The 19,282-nt window shown below is 59.6% G+C and carries 15 protein-coding genes and 1 pseudogene; 11 read left to right on the top strand and 5 right to left on the bottom strand.

What is annotated here, in order from left to right; translation table 11 throughout:
• Nucleotides 1–220: 220 nt before the first annotated feature.
• Both clpA and clpS read right to left on the bottom strand, forming a co-directional pair.
• Nucleotides 221–2,491, bottom strand: coding sequence for an ATP-dependent Clp protease ATP-binding subunit ClpA (gene clpA, locus FBY02_RS22750; RefSeq protein ID WP_041023702.1), 2,271 nt, complete (start codon nt 2,489–2,491; stop codon nt 221–223).
• 29 nt (nt 2,492–2,520) lie between these two features.
• The gene (gene clpS, locus FBY02_RS22745; RefSeq protein ID WP_041023703.1) at nt 2,521–2,883 is read right to left on the bottom strand and encodes an ATP-dependent Clp protease adapter ClpS; all 363 of its coding nucleotides are present in this window, start codon (nt 2,881–2,883) and stop codon (nt 2,521–2,523) included.
• A 241-nt stretch (nt 2,884–3,124) separates the two neighbouring features.
• On the opposite strand from clpS, the gene cspD reads away from it, so the two are divergent.
• On the top strand, nt 3,125–3,388 hold the full coding sequence (cspD, locus tag FBY02_RS22740) for a cold shock domain-containing protein CspD (protein WP_256662562.1): 264 nt from the start codon (nt 3,125–3,127) through the stop codon (nt 3,386–3,388).
• Nucleotides 3,389–3,466: 78 nt separating this feature from the next.
• Here cspD and icd read toward each other — a convergent pair whose 3' ends face one another.
• Nucleotides 3,467–4,723 carry an NADP-dependent isocitrate dehydrogenase gene (icd, locus tag FBY02_RS22735; protein WP_144930360.1) on the bottom strand — a complete coding sequence of 419 codons (1,257 nt, stop codon included), beginning with the start codon at nt 4,721–4,723 and terminating at the stop codon, nt 3,467–3,469.
• Between the two features lie 482 nt (nt 4,724–5,205).
• Here icd and FBY02_RS22725 point away from each other — a divergent pair, with 482 nt between their 5' ends.
• The 10 genes from FBY02_RS22725 to aceA all read left to right on the top strand — a co-directional run bounded on the left by FBY02_RS22725 (nt 5,206) and on the right by aceA (nt 17,182).
• Nucleotides 5,206–7,431, top strand: a complete 2,226-nt coding sequence (locus tag FBY02_RS22725) for an NADP-dependent isocitrate dehydrogenase (protein ID WP_144930358.1) — start codon at nt 5,206–5,208, stop codon at nt 7,429–7,431.
• A 519-nt stretch (nt 7,432–7,950) separates the two neighbouring features.
• Entirely contained in the window at nt 7,951–8,829 is an 879-nt protein-coding gene (locus FBY02_RS22715) for a hypothetical protein (protein ID WP_144930356.1), read from the top strand.
• A 205-nt stretch (nt 8,830–9,034) separates the two neighbouring features.
• The gene (locus FBY02_RS22705) at nt 9,035–9,481 is read left to right on the top strand and encodes an NUDIX hydrolase (RefSeq protein ID WP_144930355.1); all 447 of its coding nucleotides are present in this window, start codon (nt 9,035–9,037) and stop codon (nt 9,479–9,481) included.
• Nucleotides 9,482–9,540: 59 nt separating this feature from the next.
• On the top strand, nt 9,541–10,665 hold the full coding sequence (gene mnmA / locus FBY02_RS22700; protein ID WP_144930354.1) for a tRNA 2-thiouridine(34) synthase MnmA: 1,125 nt from the start codon (nt 9,541–9,543) through the stop codon (nt 10,663–10,665).
• Entirely contained in the window at nt 10,662–11,285 is a 624-nt protein-coding gene (hflD, locus tag FBY02_RS22695; protein ID WP_041021067.1) for a high frequency lysogenization protein HflD, read from the top strand. Before mnmA ends, hflD begins: the two co-directional genes overlap by 4 nt.
• 124 nt (nt 11,286–11,409) lie before the next feature.
• Nucleotides 11,410–12,780, top strand: a complete 1,371-nt coding sequence (gene purB / locus FBY02_RS22690) for an adenylosuccinate lyase (RefSeq protein ID WP_144930353.1) — start codon at nt 11,410–11,412, stop codon at nt 12,778–12,780.
• Between the two features lie 84 nt (nt 12,781–12,864).
• On the top strand, nt 12,865–14,031 hold the full coding sequence (locus FBY02_RS22685) for a cupin domain-containing protein (protein WP_144930352.1): 1,167 nt from the start codon (nt 12,865–12,867) through the stop codon (nt 14,029–14,031).
• Nucleotides 14,024–14,449, top strand: coding sequence for a GNAT family N-acetyltransferase (locus FBY02_RS22680; RefSeq protein ID WP_144930351.1), 426 nt, complete (start codon nt 14,024–14,026; stop codon nt 14,447–14,449). The genes FBY02_RS22685 and FBY02_RS22680 overlap by 8 nt, the downstream gene beginning before the upstream one ends.
• A gap of 153 nt (nt 14,450–14,602) precedes the next feature.
• Nucleotides 14,603–15,364: a secretin N-terminal domain-containing protein gene (locus tag FBY02_RS22675; protein ID WP_144930350.1), complete on the top strand. Its 762-nt coding sequence runs from the start codon at nt 14,603–14,605 to the stop codon at nt 15,362–15,364.
• Nucleotides 15,365–15,856: 492 nt separating this feature from the next.
• On the top strand, nt 15,857–17,182 hold the full coding sequence (aceA, locus tag FBY02_RS22670; protein ID WP_144930349.1) for an isocitrate lyase: 1,326 nt from the start codon (nt 15,857–15,859) through the stop codon (nt 17,180–17,182).
• Nucleotides 17,183–17,279: 97 nt separating this feature from the next.
• On the opposite strand, the gene FBY02_RS28875 is transcribed toward aceA, so the two are convergent.
• Both FBY02_RS28875 and FBY02_RS28870 read right to left on the bottom strand, forming a co-directional pair.
• On the bottom strand, nt 17,280–17,984 hold the full coding sequence (locus FBY02_RS28875; protein ID WP_371921435.1) for a methyl-accepting chemotaxis protein: 705 nt from the start codon (nt 17,982–17,984) through the stop codon (nt 17,280–17,282).
• Nucleotides 17,985–18,182: 198 nt separating this feature from the next.
• A pseudogene (locus tag FBY02_RS28870) lies at nt 18,183–19,067 on the bottom strand (methyl-accepting chemotaxis protein); the annotation flags it as partial.
• Nucleotides 19,068–19,282 lie beyond the last annotated feature (215 nt).

Here is a 19,282-nt window from a genome sequence, read left to right as displayed (position 1 = left end):
TGGGCATAAAAAATCCGATACCAGAGGACTGGTATCGGATTTTCTAGAAAGCCCGGCTTGGACTCAAATGCTTAAGTGAACAGCATTACGGCTTATACCGGGCGTTTTTGTTTGCCTGGAATTTGATAAGCACCACAAGCCCGCTTCCACAGGGCAGTGTTTTTCCCAGGATAAGCAAAAAGGCGCCTTCCGGCGCCTTTCTGCTTATTACAGGTTTCGATCAGGCCATTTCGGCCGTGGTTTCGAAGTCGAAGGTCAGCTCGCCGTCCTTGATGTCGATGTGAACCACACCGCCATGCTCGGCCAGTTCGCCAAAGAGGATTTCCTCGGCCAGCGGACGCTTGATCTTGTCCTGGATCAAGCGAGCCATCGGCCGCGCGCCCATCGTCACATCGTAACCGCCCTCTGCCAGCCAGCTGCGGGCCGCATCGGTGACTTCCAGCAACACACGCTTGTCTTCGAGCTGCGCCTGGAGTTCGGTGAGGAACTTGTCCACCACGCTCTTGATGACCTCATGGCTGAGGCGACCAAACTGGATGATGGTGTCCAGACGGTTGCGGAACTCAGGCGTGAAGCTCTTCTTGATCACTTCCATCGCATCGGACGAATGGTCCTGATGGGTGAAGCCGATCGAAGCGCGCGCCGCGGTTTCGGCACCGGCGTTCGTGGTCATGATCACGATCACGTTGCGGAAGTCCGCCTTGCGCCCGTTGTTATCGGTGAGCGTACCGTGGTCCATGACCTGCAGGAGCAGGTTGAAGACTTCCGGATGCGCTTTCTCGATTTCATCGAGCAACAGCACGCAGTGGGGCTGCTTGGTGATGGCTTCGGTCAGCAGGCCGCCCTGGTCGAACCCGACATACCCTGGAGGCGCACCAATCAGACGCGAAACAGTGTGGCGCTCCATGTACTCGGACATGTCGAAGCGCACCAGCTCGATGCCCATCGCCTTGGCCAGCTGCCGTGCAGCCTCGGTCTTGCCGACACCGGTTGGACCGGCGAACAGGAAGGAGCCGACCGGCTTGTCCGGCGACTTGAGGCCGGCGCGGGACAGCTTGATGGCGGTCGACAGCGAGTCGATTGCCGCATCCTGGCCGAACACCGTCAGCTTCAGGTCACGCTCAAGGTTACGCAGCAGCTCTTTGTCGGAACTGGTGACGTGCTTGGGCGGAATACGTGCGATCTTCGCCACGATGTCCTCGACCTGAGGCACTTCGATGCGCTTGACGCGCTTCTCTACCGGCTGCAGGCGCTGATAGGCACCCGCCTCGTCGATCACGTCGATAGCCTTGTCCGGCATGTGCCGGTCGTTGATGTAGCGCGAGGCCAATTCCGCCGCGGCCCGCAGGGCTTCATCGCTGTACTCGATACTGTGGTGCAGCTCGAAACGCCCCTTCAGGCCGCGCAGGATACCGATGGTGTCTTCCACCGAAGGCTCCGAGACGTCGACTTTCTGGAAACGCCGGGCCAGGGCACGGTCCTTCTCGAAGATCCCGCGGAACTCCTGGAAAGTGGTCGACCCGATGCAACGGATATCGCCCGACGACAGCAGCGGCTTGAGCAGGTTCGAGGCATCCATGACCCCGCCGGACGCGGCACCCGCACCGATGATGGTGTGGATTTCGTCAATGAACAGGATCGCCTGCGGACGTTTCTTCAACTCGCCCAACAGCGCCTTGAAGCGCTTCTCGAAATCGCCGCGGTACTTGGTACCGGCCAGCAGGGCACCCAGGTCGAGGGAATACACCACGCTGTTGGCCAGCAGGTCCGGCACCTGGTTGTCGACGATGCGCTTGGCCAGGCCTTCGGCAATCGCGGTTTTACCCACGCCCGCCTCGCCCACCAACAACGGGTTGTTCTTGCGACGCCGGGCCAGGATCTGCGCAACGCGCTCGACCTCGACTTCGCGTCCGACCAACGGATCGATACGCCCCTGACGCGCCAGTTCGTTCAGGTTGCTGGCATAGGCATCCAGCGGATTGCCCGAAGAAGAAGACTCACCACCCTCCTCGTCCTGCATATCCTGTTCACCTTCGGAATGATCGCCATGCCCCGGCACCTTGGAAATGCCATGGGCGATGTAGTTGACGACATCTATGCGCGCAACGCTCTGCTGCTTGAGCAGGAAGACCGCCTGGCTTTCCTGCTCGCTGAAGATGGCGACCAGCACGTTGGCACCGGTGACCTCACGCTTGCCCGAGCTCTGCACATGAAAGACAGCACGTTGCAGGACACGCTGGAAGCCCAGGGTTGGCTGGGTTTCGCGATCCTCGTCATGGACGGGGATCAATGGCGTGGTGGAGTCAATGAACTCCTGCAGATCATGCTTGAGTTTATCGAGGTTCGCGCCACAGGCACGCAATACGGTGGCGGCAGCCTCGTTATCCAGTAGGGCCAGCAGCAGGTGCTCGACGGTCATGAATTCATGACGCTTCGAACGGGCCTCCTTGAAGGCTAGATTGAGGGTGACTTCGAGCTCGCGGTTTAACATGGCTTCACCTCATACCCAAGTGGTCGGCGTTAACCGTCCTTCTCGATTTCACAGAGTAGCGGATGCTGGCTTTCCCGGGCGTACTGGTTGACCTGCATGGCCTTTGTTTCGGCAATGTCGCGGGTAAACACTCCACACACTGCCCGTCCCTCTGTATGAACGGCCAGCATGACCTTGGTCGCCAGCTCGCGATTCAGGTTAAAAAACACCTCGAGCACTTCGACGACGAAATCCATCGGTGTGTAGTCATCGTTGAACAAAACCACCTTGTACATCGGTGGCGCCTGCAACGTAGGCTTTGCTTCCTGAACAGCAATGCCTGCGGAATCGTCGTCGTGTAGATCCGGGCGATCCTGATTGAATGTTAGTCGAATCTGGCTGATTGCATGCATGGAAAGAAAGGTTCGTTTAGTTGGCAAATACAGTGATGGGGGCATTGGCTGGCGATTTCAACCGCCGCTGCCAGGTCACCTTGACTATCGGCAAAACGGTGTTACAACCAATAGAGCCCATCGTGGGTTAAAAAGGTCCGTGGAATCGATCCTTAAAACAAGATTAGATTGCGGATGAACTGGATGATACTCCAGTGATGGAGTGCGTTGCAGAGGGAAATGGTCTATGTCGGTCGTCAAGATGAGTGGCAAGGTGAAATGGTTCAACAACGCCAAGGGCTACGGCTTTATTCTGGCGTCTGGCAGGGATGAAGACCTTTTCGCGCATTTCTCGGCCATCAGGATGGAAGGCTACAAAACCCTGAAGGCCGGGCAACCTGTCACATTCGAAGTGATCCAGGGCCCCAAGGGGCTGCATGCGGTCAATATTTCGCCGGTCGAGGTCGAAAGCACCTCTGCCCCCGAAAAAGTCAAAGTCAAAACCAGAGTCACTGAAACCCATTGACCTGCTGTAGTCATCGGTCAAAAAAGACGCCCGGCTCGATCACTCGAGCCGGGCGTCTTTTTATGCGCGTCGATCCGCTTACATGTGTGAGATCAAGGCATCGCCGAAGCCCGAGGACGATACCAGCTTGGCGCCTTCCATCAGGCGTTCGAAGTCATAGGTCACGGTCTTGGCCGAAATCGCGCCATTGGTGCCCTTGATGATCAGGTCGGCCGCTTCGGTCCAGCCCATGTGACGCAGCATCATTTCTGCCGACAGGATCAGCGATCCCGGGTTGACCTGGTCCTTGCCCGCATACTTGGGCGCGGTGCCGTGGGTCGCTTCGAACATCGCCACGGTGTCGGAGAGGTTGGCACCCGGCGCGATACCAATACCGCCCACCTCCGCCGCCAGGGCGTCGGAGAGGTAGTCGCCATTGAGGTTCAGGGTTGCGATCACGTCGTATTCAGCCGGACGCAACAGGATCTGCTGGAGCATCGCATCGGCGATGGCGTCCTTGACGACCACGTTCTTGCCGGTCTTCGGATTCTTGAATTGCATCCACGGCCCGCCATCGAGCAGGGTCGCGCCGAACTCCTCGGCAGCCACTTCGTAGGCCCACTCCTTGAAGGCACCTTCGGTGAACTTCATGATGTTGCCTTTGTGTACGATGGTCAGGGACTCGCGATCATTGTCGACCACATATTGCAAGGCCTTGCGGGCCAGGCGCTTGGTGCCCTGCTTGGAAACCGGCTTGACGCCGATGCCGCAATCTTCGTCGAAACGGATCTTGGTGACGCCCATTTCTTCTTTCAGGAACTTGATGACCTTGGTGGCCTCCGCCGAACCGGCCTTCCACTCGATGCCCGCATAAATGTCTTCGGAGTTCTCACGGAAAATCGTCATGTCCACGTCGCCAGGCTTCTTCACCGGACTCGGTACGCCTTCGAACCAGCGCACCGGGCGCAGGCAGACATACAGGTCCAACTGCTGACGCAGGGCCACGTTCAACGAACGGATACCGCCGCCGACCGGCGTGGTCAGGGGACCCTTGATGGAAACCACATAGTCCTTGACCGCATCCAGGGTTTCCTGGGGAAGCCAGGTGTCCTGGTCATAGACCTGGGTGGCTTTTTCACCAGCATAGACCTCCATCCAGGAAATCTTGCGCTTGCCGCCGTAGGCCTTCTGCACCGCAGCGTCCACAACCTTGATCATGACCGGGCTGATGTCGACGCCAATGCCGTCGCCTTCGATGAAGGGGATGATCGGGTTGTCGGGAACATTAAGAGAATGGTCTGCATTGACGGTGATTTTGTCACCGACGGCTGGAACCTGAATCTTTTGATACCCCATGCTGAACTCCATTGCTTGGATTGAACATCTGGCTGCGTTCGAGCGTACCCCAGTTGAATCGACGCGCAAACCCTACGTTAGACCCATCGGCGGGAAACTCGCCCAGTTCGCCGTGTACAAGCCTGAAAAACAAGGGAAAAGCGCCAAATGTGAGCATAGCCCATACCTCTGGGCCTGCGACGTTTAGACCAATGGACGTGTACGGAGGTCTATGAACCATCGGCAGATTGCCAGCTACCTATGTATAATGCCGCCGCTGACCGCAGGGTCACGACGGCTGACTGCTCTACCAAGAGCCTTCCCGCCAGTTATAAAGCCGGACCGTTACCGCGGCCCGACCGCTTGACGCTCGACTGATGCACCCAACATCACCGCGAAGAAACCTCGACATTCGGCTCACGGCTGACTTTGAACGAACGCGCTTACCCGGCGCCCCTCGAGTTTCTGCGCATGCTTTAGCAAAGAAGAGAGTTAATCCGAATATGCCCACCCGCTCGAAGATCATCTATACCTTCACCGACGAAGCGCCCGCCCTCGCCACCTATTCGCTGCTGCCAATCGTCGAAGCCTTCACCGCTTCGGCCGATATCGCCGTGGAAACCCGCGATATCTCCCTCGCAGGGCGCATCCTGGCCAGCTTCCCCGAGCAACTGGGTGACAAAGCCGTAGCCGACCACCTAGCCGAACTGGGCGACCTGGCCGTTACGCCTGAAGCCAACATCATCAAGCTGCCGAACATCAGCGCCTCGGTGCCGCAACTGCAGGCCGCGATCAAGGAATTGCAGGCCCAGGGCTACGCACTGCCGGACTACCCGGAAACCGTGACCAGCGAAGCCGACAAAGAAGCCAAGGCCCGCTACGACAAGGTCAAGGGCAGCGCCGTGAACCCGGTCCTGCGTGAAGGCAACTCCGACCGCCGCGCACCGCTGTCGGTCAAGAACTATGCCCGCAAGCACCCGCACAAGATGGGCGCCTGGACAGCCGACTCCAAATCCCATGTGGCCCACATGAGCACCGGCGATTTCTACGGCAGCGAAAAAGCCGCCCTGATCGACGCCGCCGGCAGCGTGAAAATCGAGCTGATCGCCCAGGATGGCACCGCCACCGTCCTGAAGGAAAAGACCACCGTACAAGCCGGTGAGATCCTCGACTGCGCCGTGATGAGCAAGAATGCCCTGCGCAACTTCATCGCCGCCGAAATCGAAGACGCCAAGGAAAAAGGCGTACTGCTGTCGGTTCACCTCAAGGCCACCATGATGAAGGTCTCCGACCCGATCATGTTCGGCCAGATCGTCGCCGAGTTCTATAAGGACGCCCTGGCCAAGCACGCTCAGGTGCTGGAGCAGATCGGCTTCAACCTGAACAACGGCATTGGCGATCTGTACGCCCGCATCAAGGCCCTGCCGGCCGAGCAGCAGGCGCAGATCGAAGCTGACATCCAGGCGGTCTACGCGGTGCGCCCATCCCTGGCGATGGTCAACTCCGACAAGGGCATCACCAACCTGCACGTACCGAGCGACGTCATCGTCGACGCCTCGATGCCGGCCATGATCCGTGACTCCGGCAAGATGTGGGGCACCGACGGCCAGTTGCACGACACCAAGGCCGTGATTCCGGATCGCTGCTACGCCACCATCTACCAGGCAGTGATCGAAGACTGCAAGGCCAACGGCGCCTTCGACCCGACCACCATGGGCAGCGTACCGAACGTCGGCCTGATGGCCAAGAAAGCCGAAGAGTATGGCTCCCACGACAAGACCTTCCAGATCAAGGCCGACGGCGTGGTCCGTGTCTCGGACAGCAACGGTCGCACCCTGCTGGAGCAGAACGTCGAGGCCGGCGACATCTTCCGCATGTGCCAGACCAAGGACGCGCCGATCCAGGATTGGGTCAAGCTGGCCGTCAACCGTGCCCGCGCCAGCGACACCCCGGCCATCTTCTGGCTGGACCCGATGCGCGCCCATGACGGCGTCGTCATCGAGAAAGTCCAGACCTACCTGAAGGACCACGACACCAGCGGCCTGGACATTCGCATCATGTCGCCCGTCGACGCGATGAAATTCACCCTGGCTCGCACCCGCGAAGGCAAGGACACCATTTCGGTGACCGGCAACGTATTGCGTGACTACCTGACCGACCTATTCCCGATCATGGAACTGGGCACCAGCGCCAAGATGCTGTCCATCGTGCCGCTGATGAACGGCGGTGGCCTGTTCGAAACCGGCGCTGGCGGTTCCGCGCCGAAGCACGTTCAACAACTGCTGGAAGAGAACTTCCTGCGTTGGGATTCCCTGGGCGAGTTCCTGGCCTTGGCCGCTTCCCTGGAACACCTGGGCGTGACCTACAACAACCCGAAAGCCCTGGTGCTGGCCAAGACCCTCGACCAGGCGACTGGCGAGTTCCTGGACCGCAACAAGTCGCCTTCGCGCAAGGTCGGCGGTATCGACAACCGTGGCAGCCACTTCTACCTGACCCTGTTCTGGGCCCAGGCACTGGCCGCCCAGGATGACGACGCAGCCCTCAAGGCGCAGTTCACCACCCTGGCCAAGACGCTGACCGACAACGAAGAGAAGATCGTTGCCGAGCTCAACGCCGTTCAAGGCAAGCCGGTGGACATCGGCGGTTACTACTTCGCCAATCCCGAGCTGACCAGCAAGGCCATGCGTCCGAGCGCCACCTTCAACGCGGCAATCGCTGCGCTGGTATAAGGTTGTAAGGAAGCACCACGAACCCCGGCCTTGTGCCGGGGTTTGTGTTTCCAGGCATACCATCTTTTCCCTGTGGGAGCGGGCTTGCTCGCGAAAGCGGCTTATCATCCGACATCTTCATTGGCTGATACTCTGCCTTCGCGAGCAAGCCCGCTCCCACATTTGACTACCCGCGTCTGGCTTGACAGAACAACGAGGCAGCCTAGCCTTGAAAGCATCGTTCTAAGTACGCCTCTTCACTGAAGGCGCATGAAGTAACCATCAGCGTTGAAAGCCTCGGCGTGACCCGAACACAGCTCTTTCAACCTTTGGCGGATGCGAGATGTCTCGGCAAGAGAACGAGAGAGCGTCAGATCGGGCGTCATTCTGATTGCCTGCAGGTGTATCGACCTCAAGTGAGCGAAACCGGATTGCTGAAATCGGCTACGTAGCGATAGCAGCCCTTAGGTGGTTTGAGTTTTCTGCGAAAAATACGCACTTAAAACTCACTACCTGACTCCTAGACCGAGGAAATACACCGTGAAAAAGACTGCGCAAGTCATTATGAACGCCCAAATACCCTTCTCAATTGGAAATTTAGACCGCCAACAACTGCGAGGCACTCCCACTCTATTCAGGAGAGAGGGCCTTGATGAGCCTTTTGAATACCCTAAAATAGAGGAATTCCCCGACCATTACGCCATACGCTGCTCTACAGACATCCGCCCCAATCGCCATGGACAGATATATAACTACACCCCCGCCACGCAACAACTAAACTTTACAAGCCCAGATACCACATACACATTCAATTTAAATAAATTCGGAAATCAAGTTATCTACTCAACCAACTCACCCGGCGCAAGCGTCAGGGCCCCGTCTATTGTTTTCGAGGACTTCCCAGGGTTAATTCAGCTTGAAATGCGCATACCCGGTAAAGAAATCGACCAAAAGCCAGATGAGGACGGATGGCTCGAGGTACAAATCAATGACCAGGTCGTCAAACATCCCTCAACCAGTCCCGTACTTCCTGCCCCGAAAAAAACAGCCTTACCGGTCGTTATCAACCCCACGGACAAATTTTCTTTTTTAGGTAACGTCACGCTCTATCTTTCAGGCTGCGATGTATACCAAGAGTACCCACCAGGAGAAATGGGCAAAATCGACAAATTCGTAGGAACGATGTCTACCGATCTCTACCTGACACCGGACAAAAGCTATCCACCTGGCGTAACGACCCTGACTATAGAAGACGGATTTTCGGATGCAACTGCCGTCATCGAATTTAACCACGACACGTCAAAAAAACAGGTAACCATGACAATCAAATCATTTAGAGGCACAGGCAAACTTTGTGACATACGGGACTTTCCTTACCTCGACAAATATTATCCGAATGCGATATGCATCGCTCTTTAGTTTCGACCGACCGGCCGTTATCGCGAGCAGGCTCGCTGCCACAGGGCAGCAGCGGACGCAGCATTTGTAAACACCGGAAAATCCCTGTGGGAGCGGGCTTGCTCGCGAAAGCGGTATATCATCCAACACATTCACTGACCGACACTGCGCCTTCGCGGGCAAGCCCGCTCCCACAGAGGCCCAACCCGAGCAATAGAGGAACCCCATGGACTGGCAACCCCACATCACCGTCGCCACCATCGTCGAGGACAACGGCCGCTTCCTTATGGTGGAAGAATCCAAGGGCGGGCGCGCGGTGCTCAATCAGCCCGCCGGCCACCTGGACCCGGACGAGACCCTGGTCGAAGCCGCCGTGCGCGAAACCCTGGAAGAAACCGGATGGGACGTCGAGCCCACCAGCGTGGTCGGCATCTACCTGTACACCGCTCCCAGCAATGGCGTGACCTACCAGCGGGTCTGCTTCGCCGCCAAAGCCCTCAAGCACCACCCCGACTATCAACTGGACGATGGCATCCTGGGCGCCCGCTGGCTGACCCGCGACGAACTGCTCGAACAGCGCAATCATTGGCGCAGCGAGCTGATCATCCGCTGCATCGACGATTATCTGGCCGGCCATCGCCACAGCCTGGCACTGATCCGTCCTTCCCTTTAGCCTTGCGCGCCCGGGCCTGATAGAATCGCGTCCTTTTTCAAGACACTCATTGAATCCCTATGCGTGATCCAGCTCCTTCCGGCACCACCAAGAAGCGCGTTATTGTCGGCATGTCCGGCGGCGTGGACTCCTCCGTTTCCGCCCTTCTGCTGATCGAGCAGGGTTATGAGGTGGAAGGCCTGTTCATGAAGAACTGGGAAGAAGACGACGGAACCGAATACTGCACCGCCATGGACGACCTCGCGGACGCCCAGGCCGTGTGCGACCGGATCGGTATCAAGCTGCACACCGCCAACTTCGCCGCCGAGTACTGGGACAACGTGTTCGAGCACTTCCTGGCCGAATACAAGGCCGGGCGCACGCCGAACCCGGACATCCTCTGCAACCGCGAAATCAAGTTCAAGGCGTTCCTCGACTACGCAATGATGCTGGGCGCCGACCTGATCGCCACCGGTCACTACGTGCGCCGCCGCGATGTCGACGGCCGCACCGAGTTACTCAAGGGCCTGGACCCGAACAAGGACCAGAGCTACTTCCTGCATGCCGTCGGTGGCGAGCAGATCGCCAAGACCCTGTTCCCGGTAGGCGAACTGGAAAAGCCCGAAGTGCGCGCGATCGCTGAAAAGCACCAACTTGCCACCGCCAAGAAGAAGGACTCCACCGGGATCTGCTTCATTGGCGAGCGCCGTTTCAGCGACTTTCTCAAGCAATACCTGCCAGCCCAGCCGGGCGAGATCAAGACGACTGAAGGCGAAGTCATCGGTCGCCACCACGGCCTGATGTACCACACCATCGGCCAACGCCAGGGCCTGGGCATCGGCGGGCTGAAAGACGCCGGCGAAGAGCCGTGGTACGTGCTGATCAAGGACCTGGAGCACAACGAGCTGATTGTCGGCCAGGGCAACGACCATCCCTGGCTGTTTTCCCGCGCCCTGCTCGCCTCCGACATCTATTGGGTCAACCCGATCGACCTGAGCGAGCCGCGCCGCCTGACGGCCAAGGTGCGCTATCGCCAGAGCGACCAGCCTTGCACCCTGGAAAAGACCGCCGCAGGCTACCGCGCCACCTTCGATGATCCACAACGGGCGGTGACGCCCGGCCAGTCCGTGGTGTTCTACGACGGTGAAATCTGCCTGGGCGGCGGCGTGATCGAAGTCGCAGAGCCGTGGAGCAGCAAGGCATGAGCCCGACCCAGGAACAGCTGACAGCGCTGGGCGGTGTGTTTCTCGCCGCCGTGCTGGTGGACCGGATCGCCAAGACCGGCCAGACCTCCGAGGCGGGCCTGAGCTGCATGCTCGGCAGCCTGCTGGTACGCGACCCCAAGGACACCCTGGAAGTCTATGGTGGTGACGACCTGAACCTGCGCGAAGGCTATCGCGCGTTGATCGGTGCCCTGGAGCGCGACCCCAGCGCCCTGCAACGCGAGCCGCTGCGCTATGCCCTGTCGATGCTGGGCCTTGAACGCCAGCTCGCCAAGCGCGACGACCTGCTGGACACCATCGGCAAGCGCCTGCCGCAGATCCAGTCCCAGGTCGAGCATTTCGGCCCCTCCCATGAAAACGTCATCGCTGCCTGCGGCGCGCTGTACCAGGACACCCTGAGCACCCTGCGCCAGCGTATCCAGGTCCACGGCGACATGCGCAACCTGCAGCAACCGAGCAACGCCTCGAAAATTCGCGCGCTATTACTGGCGGGCATTCGTTCGGCACGCCTGTGGCGACAACTGGGCGGGCATCGCTGGCAGCTGGTGATCAGCCGACGCAAATTGCTGAAAGAGCTTTACCCGTTGATGCGCAACGAATAAGTCGCCTCAACCCATTTTTTTGCTTCATTACGCGTAATACGCCGGTCAGTTGGCGACGGACCGGCGATTGTTTTCATGTATGATACGCGCCCCATTTCGTTGCCCGACTGTCCGAGAACACCCCATGCAGCTCTCTTCGCTCACTGCGGTTTCCCCTGTAGACGGCCGCTACGCCGGCAAAACCCAGGCCCTGCGCCCGATTTTCAGCGAGTACGGCCTGATCCGTGCCCGCGTCCTGGTTGAAGTGCGCTGGCTCCAGCGCCTGGCCGCCCATCCCGCCATCGGCGAAGTCCCGGCGTTTTCGGCCGAAGCCAACGCGGTGCTCAACGCCCTGGCGGAGAACTTCGAGCTGGAGCACGCCGAGCGCGTCAAAGAGATCGAGCGCACCACCAACCACGACGTCAAGGCGATCGAATATCTGCTCAAGGAGCAGGCGGCCAAGCTGCCGGAACTGGCCAACGTCAGCGAGTTCATCCACTTCGCCTGCACCAGCGAGGACATCAACAACCTGTCCCACGCCCTGATGCTGCGTGAAGGCCGCGACGACGTGATGCTGCCGCTGATGCGCCAGGTCGCCCAGGCCATCCGCGAGCTGGCGATCCGCTTCGCCGACGTACCGATGCTGTCGCGTACCCATGGTCAACCGGCATCACCGACCACCCTGGGCAAAGAGCTGGCCAACGTGGTGTATCGCCTGGAGCGCCAGATCGCCCAAGTCGCCGCCGTGCCGCTGCTGGGCAAGATCAACGGCGCCGTGGGCAACTACAACGCCCACTTGTCGGCCTACCCGCAGATCGACTGGGAAGCCAACGCCCGCGCCTTCATCGAAGACGAATTGGGTCTGAGCTTCAACCCATACACCACCCAGATCGAACCGCACGACTACATCGCCGAGCTGTTCGACGCGATCGCGCGCTTCAACACCATCCTGATCGACTTCGACCGCGACATCTGGGGCTACATCTCCCTGGGCTACTTCAAGCAGCGCACCATTGCCGGCGAAATCGGTTCCTCGACCATGCCGCACAAGGTCAACCCGATCGACTTCGAAAACTCCGAAGGCAACCTGGGCATCGCCAACGCACTGTTCCAGCACCTGGCGAGCAAACTGCCAATCTCCCGCTGGCAGCGCGACCTGACCGACTCCACCGTGCTGCGCAACCTGGGCGTGGGCTTTGCCCACAGCGTCATCGCCTACGAAGCCAGCCTCAAGGGCATCGGCAAGCTGGAGCTGAACGAACAGAAGATCGCCGCCGACCTGGACGCCTGCTGGGAAGTCCTCGCCGAACCGATCCAGACCGTGATGCGTCGCTACAACATCGAAAACCCGTACGAAAAACTGAAAGAACTGACCCGTGGCAAGGGCATCAGCCCTGAAGCACTGCAGACTTTCATCGACGGCCTGGACATGCCTGCCGATGCTAAGTCGGAGCTGAAGAAGCTGACCCCGGCCAGCTACATCGGCAATGCGGCGGCACAAGCCAAGCGCATCTGATACACGGTTGCACCCTTGAGAGGCCCGGCCGCGCCGGGCGTTTTTATTCGCGTCTGAAAAGTATATTTTTTCAATAGGTTACACATGAATCCTGACATTCCTCTGCAACTCCTGGGCGGCATCACGGCACGGGAGTTCCTGCGCGATTACTGGCAGAAAAAGCCGCTGCTGATCCGCCAGGCGATTCCTGACTTCGAAAGCCCGATCGACGCCGACGAGCTGGCCGGCCTGGCCTTGGAAGAAGAAGTCGAATCGCGCCTGGTGCTCGAGCACGGCGAGCGCCCGTGGGAACTGCGTCGCGGCCCGTTCGCCGAAGACGAATTCAGCAAACTGCCGGAGCGCGACTGGACCCTGCTGGTGCAGGCAGTCGACCAGTTCGTCCCGGAAGTCAGCGAACTGCTGGAACACTTCCGCTTCCTGCCGAGCTGGCGCATCGACGACGTGATGATCAGCTTCGCCGCCCCAGGTGGCAGCGTCGGTCCGCACTTCGATAACTACGACGTGTTCCTGCTGCAAGGCCACGGCAAGCGCAACTGGAAGATCGGCCAGATGTGCGACTCCCACAGCCCGCTGTTACCCCATGCCGACCTGCGCATCCTCGCCGACTTCGACGCCACCGACGAATGGGTCCTGGAACCGGGTGACATGCTCTACCTGCCGCCGCGCCTGGCCCATTGCGGCGTGGCCGTGGATGACTGCATGACTTACTCGGTCGGTTTCCGCGCACCGAGCGCCGCCGAAGTGTTGACCCACTTCACCGACTTCCTCAGCCAGTTCCTGCCGGACGAAGAACGCTACACCGACGCCGATGCGCGCCCAGTGGCCGATCCGCACCAGATTCAACACGACGCCCTCGACCGCCTCAAGGGCCTGCTGGCCGAGCACATGAGCGACGAACGCCTGCTGCTGACCTGGTTCGGCCAGTTCATGACGGAGCCGCGCTACCCCGAATTGGTGGTAGGCCCCGAGCTGGAAGAGGACGACCTGTTGGCCGGCCTGGAACAGGGCGCCGTGATCATCCGCAACCCGAGCGCGCGCCTGGCCTGGTCGGAAGTCGATGACGACCTGCTGCTGTTCGCCAGCGGCCAGAGCCGCTACCTGCCGGGCAAGCTTCGCGAGCTACTGAAAATGATCTGCGCGGCCGATGCCCTGCACATTGAAAACCTCAGCCCATGGCTGGCCGATGAAGACGGTCGCGGCCTGATCCATGAGCTGGTCAAGCAAGGCAGCCTGGGGTTCGCCGATGAATAAAATCCACGTTCGTGTCGCAGACTGGCAAAAGGAAAACGCCGAGATCCGGCGCATTCGTGAGAGCGTATTCATTGTCGAGCAGTCCGTCCCGCCCGAGCTGGAATGGGACGCCGACGATCAGGGCGCGGTGCATTTCCTCGCCTTCGAAGGCGACTTCCCCATCGGCACCGCCCGCCTGCTGACCGACGGTCACATTGGCCGGGTCTCGGTGCTCAAGGACTGGCGCGGTCTGAAGGTGGGCGACGCGCTGTTGCATGCAGTCATCGCCGAAGCCGAAAAACGCGGGCTCAAGCAACAGATGCTCAGCGCCCAGGTGCATGCCACGCCGTTCTATGAGCGACTGGGCTTTGCCGTGGTCAGCGAGGAATTCCTGGAAGCCGGGATTCCCCATGTGGACATGGTGCGACACTCGGCCTGACACAAATCCCCTCGCCACAAAGTAATCACTCAGCTCACATCAAAACGCCCCGCCATCCCCGATGCCGGGGCGTTTTGCCGTCTATCATTCAACTTGCCCCACCCTGGGCCGACAAACTGGCAATATCAAGCCTTTGTCTCGCGGAGAAATGGAATGTCGCTACGCACCCTCCTGGCCACCCTGCTGCTCGGTTGTAGCCTGTCGGTCATGGCCGACACGCAAATCGTGCCATTGAACTACCGCACCAGCGCCGACCTGCTTCCGGTGGCGCAGAACTTCATCGGCAAGGACGGCCAGGTCAGCGCCTATGGCAATCAACTGATCGTCAACGCCGCCCCGGGCAAGATCGAAGAGCTGCGGGAATTCCTCGCGCAATTGGACACCGCGCCCAAGCGCCTGCTGATCACGGTCGACACCAACGAGAACAACCTGCAAGGCGACCAGGGTTACTCCATCAACGGCGCCGCCCCCGGCCAGACCCGCATCATCAACCGCAGCACGGCCAGCCGTGACGGTGGCGTGCAACAGGTGCAGGCCAGCGAAGGCCAGCCGGCGCTGATCCAGGTGGGCCAGAGCGTACCGTTCACCAGCAGCCAGACCGACACCTATGGGCGCATGCAAAGCCAGACCGAATACCGCAATGTCACTCAGGGTTTCTATGTCACGGCGAGCGTCACCGGCGAGACCGTTCATCTGAGCATCAGTACCAACCGTGACCGCATGAGCCAGGAACGTCCCGATGTAGTGAACGTTCAAAGCACCGACACGACGGTCAGCGGCCGACTGGGCGAATGGATCACCTTGGCCGGCGTGAATCGCCAGACTCAGGCCGATAAACAGGGCCTGACCCGCAGCTACTCGACACAAGGCCGCGACGACATGATTCTGCGGGTTAAGGTCGATACCCTGAACTGAAGCACCAAAAACTGACTGATGAGTCGTATTAGACCAAAGATGTAGTGCTTGAAAAAAAGCACTACAAAACGTTTGACGAGCCAAAAAACCGAAGGCATGATGGCCTCGCTCCCGCTAATCAGGGGCCCTGGCAAGGGCCTTCGGGTCGCCGCTTGCACCTACCCCGCAAGCCGATCCGTGTCTGTACTGCCCACAAGGTGTGTTTGACGAGGTTGCGACTGGAACGAAGTTGTCCCGAGGGACGGAAGCGTAACTAGGTAACCCGGCATCACTCTGAGTTCGTACCAGGGCCCACGACGCCCGAATGCGCCCGCAGTCCGCCTCTACCTGCTCACTTTCCCCTCGAGCCCATCGTTCATCCCGTCGCCTCCCCGCCTGAACCGACTTGTACGCCCGGCCCCCTGGCCAGCGAGCAGCCTTCTTCGCCAATGACTGGCGAATCGGCAGGAGCAGGAATCTTCCACACCCGACGATGCGACGAGGTTTATTTCCATGGCACTGACACGCGAACAGCAAATTGCAGCCCTTGAAAAAGACTGGGCTGAGAACCCACGCTGGAAAGGCGTGAAGCGCAATTATTCCGCTGCTGACGTCGTCCGCCTGCGTGGCTCGGTTCAACCTGAGCACACCTTTGCGAAAATGGGCGCCGAAAAGCTGTGGAACCTGGTGACCCAGGGCGCCAAGCCAGCCTTCCGTCCCGAGAAAGATTTCGTCAACTGCATGGGCGCCCTGACCGGCGGCCAGGCCGTACAGCAAGTCAAGGCCGGCATCCAGGCGATCTACCTGTCGGGCTGGCAAGTGGCCGCGGACAACAACTCCGCCGAGTCGATGTACCCCGACCAATCGCTGTACCCGGTGGATTCGGTTCCGACCGTGGTCAAGCGCATCAACAACTCGTTCCGTCGCGCCGACCAGATCCAGTGGAAAGCCGGCAAGAATCCAGGCGATGAAGGCTACATCGACTACTTCGCACCGATCGTGGCTGACGCCGAAGCCGGTTTCGGCGGCGTCCTGAACGCCTACGAGCTGATGAAGAGCATGATCGAAGCAGGCGCCGCCGGCGTTCACTTCGAAGACCAACTGGCCTCGGTGAAGAAATGCGGCCACATGGGCGGCAAGGTATTGGTACCGACCCAGGAAGCCGTGCAGAAGCTGACCGCTGCCCGTCTGGCCGCCGACGTTGCTGGTGTACCGACCATCATCCTGGCCCGTACCGACGCCAACGCCGCTGACCTGCTGACTTCCGACTGCGACCCGTACGACCAGCCGTTCGTGACAGGTACCCGCACTCAGGAAGGCTTCTACAAGGTGCGCGCCGGTCTCGACCAGGCCATCGCTCGTGGCCTGGCCTACGCGCCGTACGCCGACCTGATCTGGTGCGAAACCGCCAAACCGGACCTGGACGAAGCTCGTCGCTTCGCCGAAGCGATCAAAAAGGAATACCCGGACCAGATCCTGTCGTACAACTGCTCGCCTTCCTTCAACTGGAAGAAAAACCTGGACGACGCGACCATCGCCAAATTCCAGCGCGAACTGTCCGCCATGGGCTACAAGCACCAATTCATCACCCTGGCCGGCATTCACAACATGTGGCACAGCATGTTCAACCTGGCGCACGACTACGCCCGCAACGACATGACCGCCTATGTGAAGCTGCAGGAGCAGGAGTTCGCCGACGCCGCGAAAGGCTACACCTTCGTGGCTCACCAACAGGAAGTGGGCACCGGCTACTTCGACGACATGACCACCGTGATCCAGGGCGGCGCTTCGTCGGTGACCGCACTGACCGGCTCGACCGAAGAAGAGCAGTTCCACTGATCGATGAGTAACGGCCCTTGCGGACCGGATAAAAACTAACCGCAAAGCCGACGATTTGAAGCCCCGACTGGTTCGGGGCTTTTTTTTGCCGTTTTTTTTACACTTTGAAGTGACTGACCAGTTGCTGCAACTGGTTACCCAGGCGCGCCAGCTCGACGCTGGAAGCGGCGGTTTCTTCGCTGGCCGAGGCGGTCTGTTCGGACACATCGCGCACGCTCAGGATACTGCGGCTGATGTCCTCGGCCACCGAGCTTTGTTGCACCGCAGCAGCGGCAATCTGCTGGTTCATGGCCTGGATGCCAGAAACCGCCTGGGTGATGTTGCCCAGAGAGACGCCAGCCTTGCCGGCCAATTCCACGCTGCTATCGGTCAGTTCGCGGCTATTTCGCATGATGCTCGACACCTGGCGTGTGCCGTTCTGCAAGCCCGCCACCAGGCTTTCAATCTCTTCGGTGGAATGCTGGGTACGCTGGGCCAGCCCACGTACTTCGTCGGCGACCACGGCAAATCCGCGCCCGGCGTCACCCGCGCGGGCAGCCTCAATGGCGGCGTTAAGGGCCAGCAAGTTGGTCTGCTCAGCCACCGCCTTGATCACGTCCATGATCTTGCCGATGCGTGCGCTTTCTTGTTCCAACTCATCCATGGCGTCGACGGAGCGCCCGACTTCGCTGGCCAAGCGCTCGATCTGAACGATGGCCTGCGCGACAACCTGGTCGCCAATACGCGCCTGTGCATCGGCCTCTGAGGCAACCGTGCAAGCCTGTTCGGCATTACGCGCGACTTCATGCACGGTGGCCGACATTTCGTGCATGGCGGTAGCCACCTGGTCGGTCTCGGTCTTCTGACTATTAACCCCGGCGCTGGTCTGCTCGGTGACGGCCGATAACTCTTCGGCGGCGCTGGCGATCTGAGTGACGCCATCGCGGATGCCACCGATCAAGTCGCGCAACGTGGCGCCCATGCGCTGGATACCTTGCTGCAAGACACCCAGTTCATCACGACGGGTCACGACCATGTCTTGCGTGAGGTCGCCTGCTGCAATGCGATCGACCACAGCCAATGTGTCCTGCAACGGCCGCGTAATCTGGCGAGTGATGATCATGGCCGCAAGAATCCCCAACAGCATCGCCAAGGCAGTACAGCTCAGTTGCAGGATGCGGGCCTGGGCGCTGTCTTCGTCACGGGAGACCAGTTGGCTGGCATACATTTCTTCAGACAGACGGGTAATGGTGCCACCCAAGTCGATGGTGTCCTGCACAGCCTTGCCAATGGCCTGGTTGCTGGCGGTGAAGTCCTGCACCGAACGGCGGTAAGCAATCAGTGCGGTTTCCAGCTGCTTGATGGTGTCGGCATAGGCCGGGCCGAAAGCGCCGTTGAGGGTTTCAATGCCCTTGAGCGTATTTTCGATCTGGCGGCTGGCGGCTTGTTCGGTGGCGCTGTTGGGGTTGCCGGTGTAGCCACGCACTTCATAGCGCACCAACGCCACGTCCTCCTTGGCCTTGAGGATGATCCTGTACAACTCGAAACGTCGCTCATCCGAAGCAGGCATTGCTTCTACGTCATTGATGACCTTGGCAATCAGCGCGCCCCCCTTGACCGCATTGACCCCCATCTCCTTGCGCATGGCTGCGTCTTTGCGATAAGCCTCACGCATCGTATTCAGTGCCACTTGATACTGCGCGCTGGCCTGCTCGATCAGCGCAAGTTTTTTCAGGTTGTCAGGTTTCTTCAACTCGGTTGCGAGGCTTTTCTGCTTGGCGACAAACTGCTCCAGCGCCGCCTGGATCAGTGCCCCCTTTTGTTCATCGCCCTTGTCCAGCTGGTATTGCAAGCGAGCCGTGCGCAACTCATCAAGACGGTTGCCGAGTTCGGTAATGCTGGTCATTCGATCAGTGCGCTCGATCATTTTTCCCAGACTGAACCAGCCGGTCGCGGCAAGGACAGCGGTCAGAAGCAGCACAACGGCAAAGCCCAAAGCCAACTTGAGCATAACGCTGATATTCGCGATCCAAGAATTCATGACATTCCTTTGGTAATCAGCCGCGAACGATGAAGACTGACGCAGCTATTAAGGGAGCGATTACCTAACCAATATTGATA

This window comes from Pseudomonas sp. SJZ078 (genome assembly GCF_007828255.1).
Taxonomy (GTDB): Bacteria; Pseudomonadota; Gammaproteobacteria; order Pseudomonadales; family Pseudomonadaceae; genus Aquipseudomonas.
The sequence above is the reverse complement of the archived record's forward strand: the minus strand, read 5'-3'. Positions and strand labels throughout refer to the sequence as shown.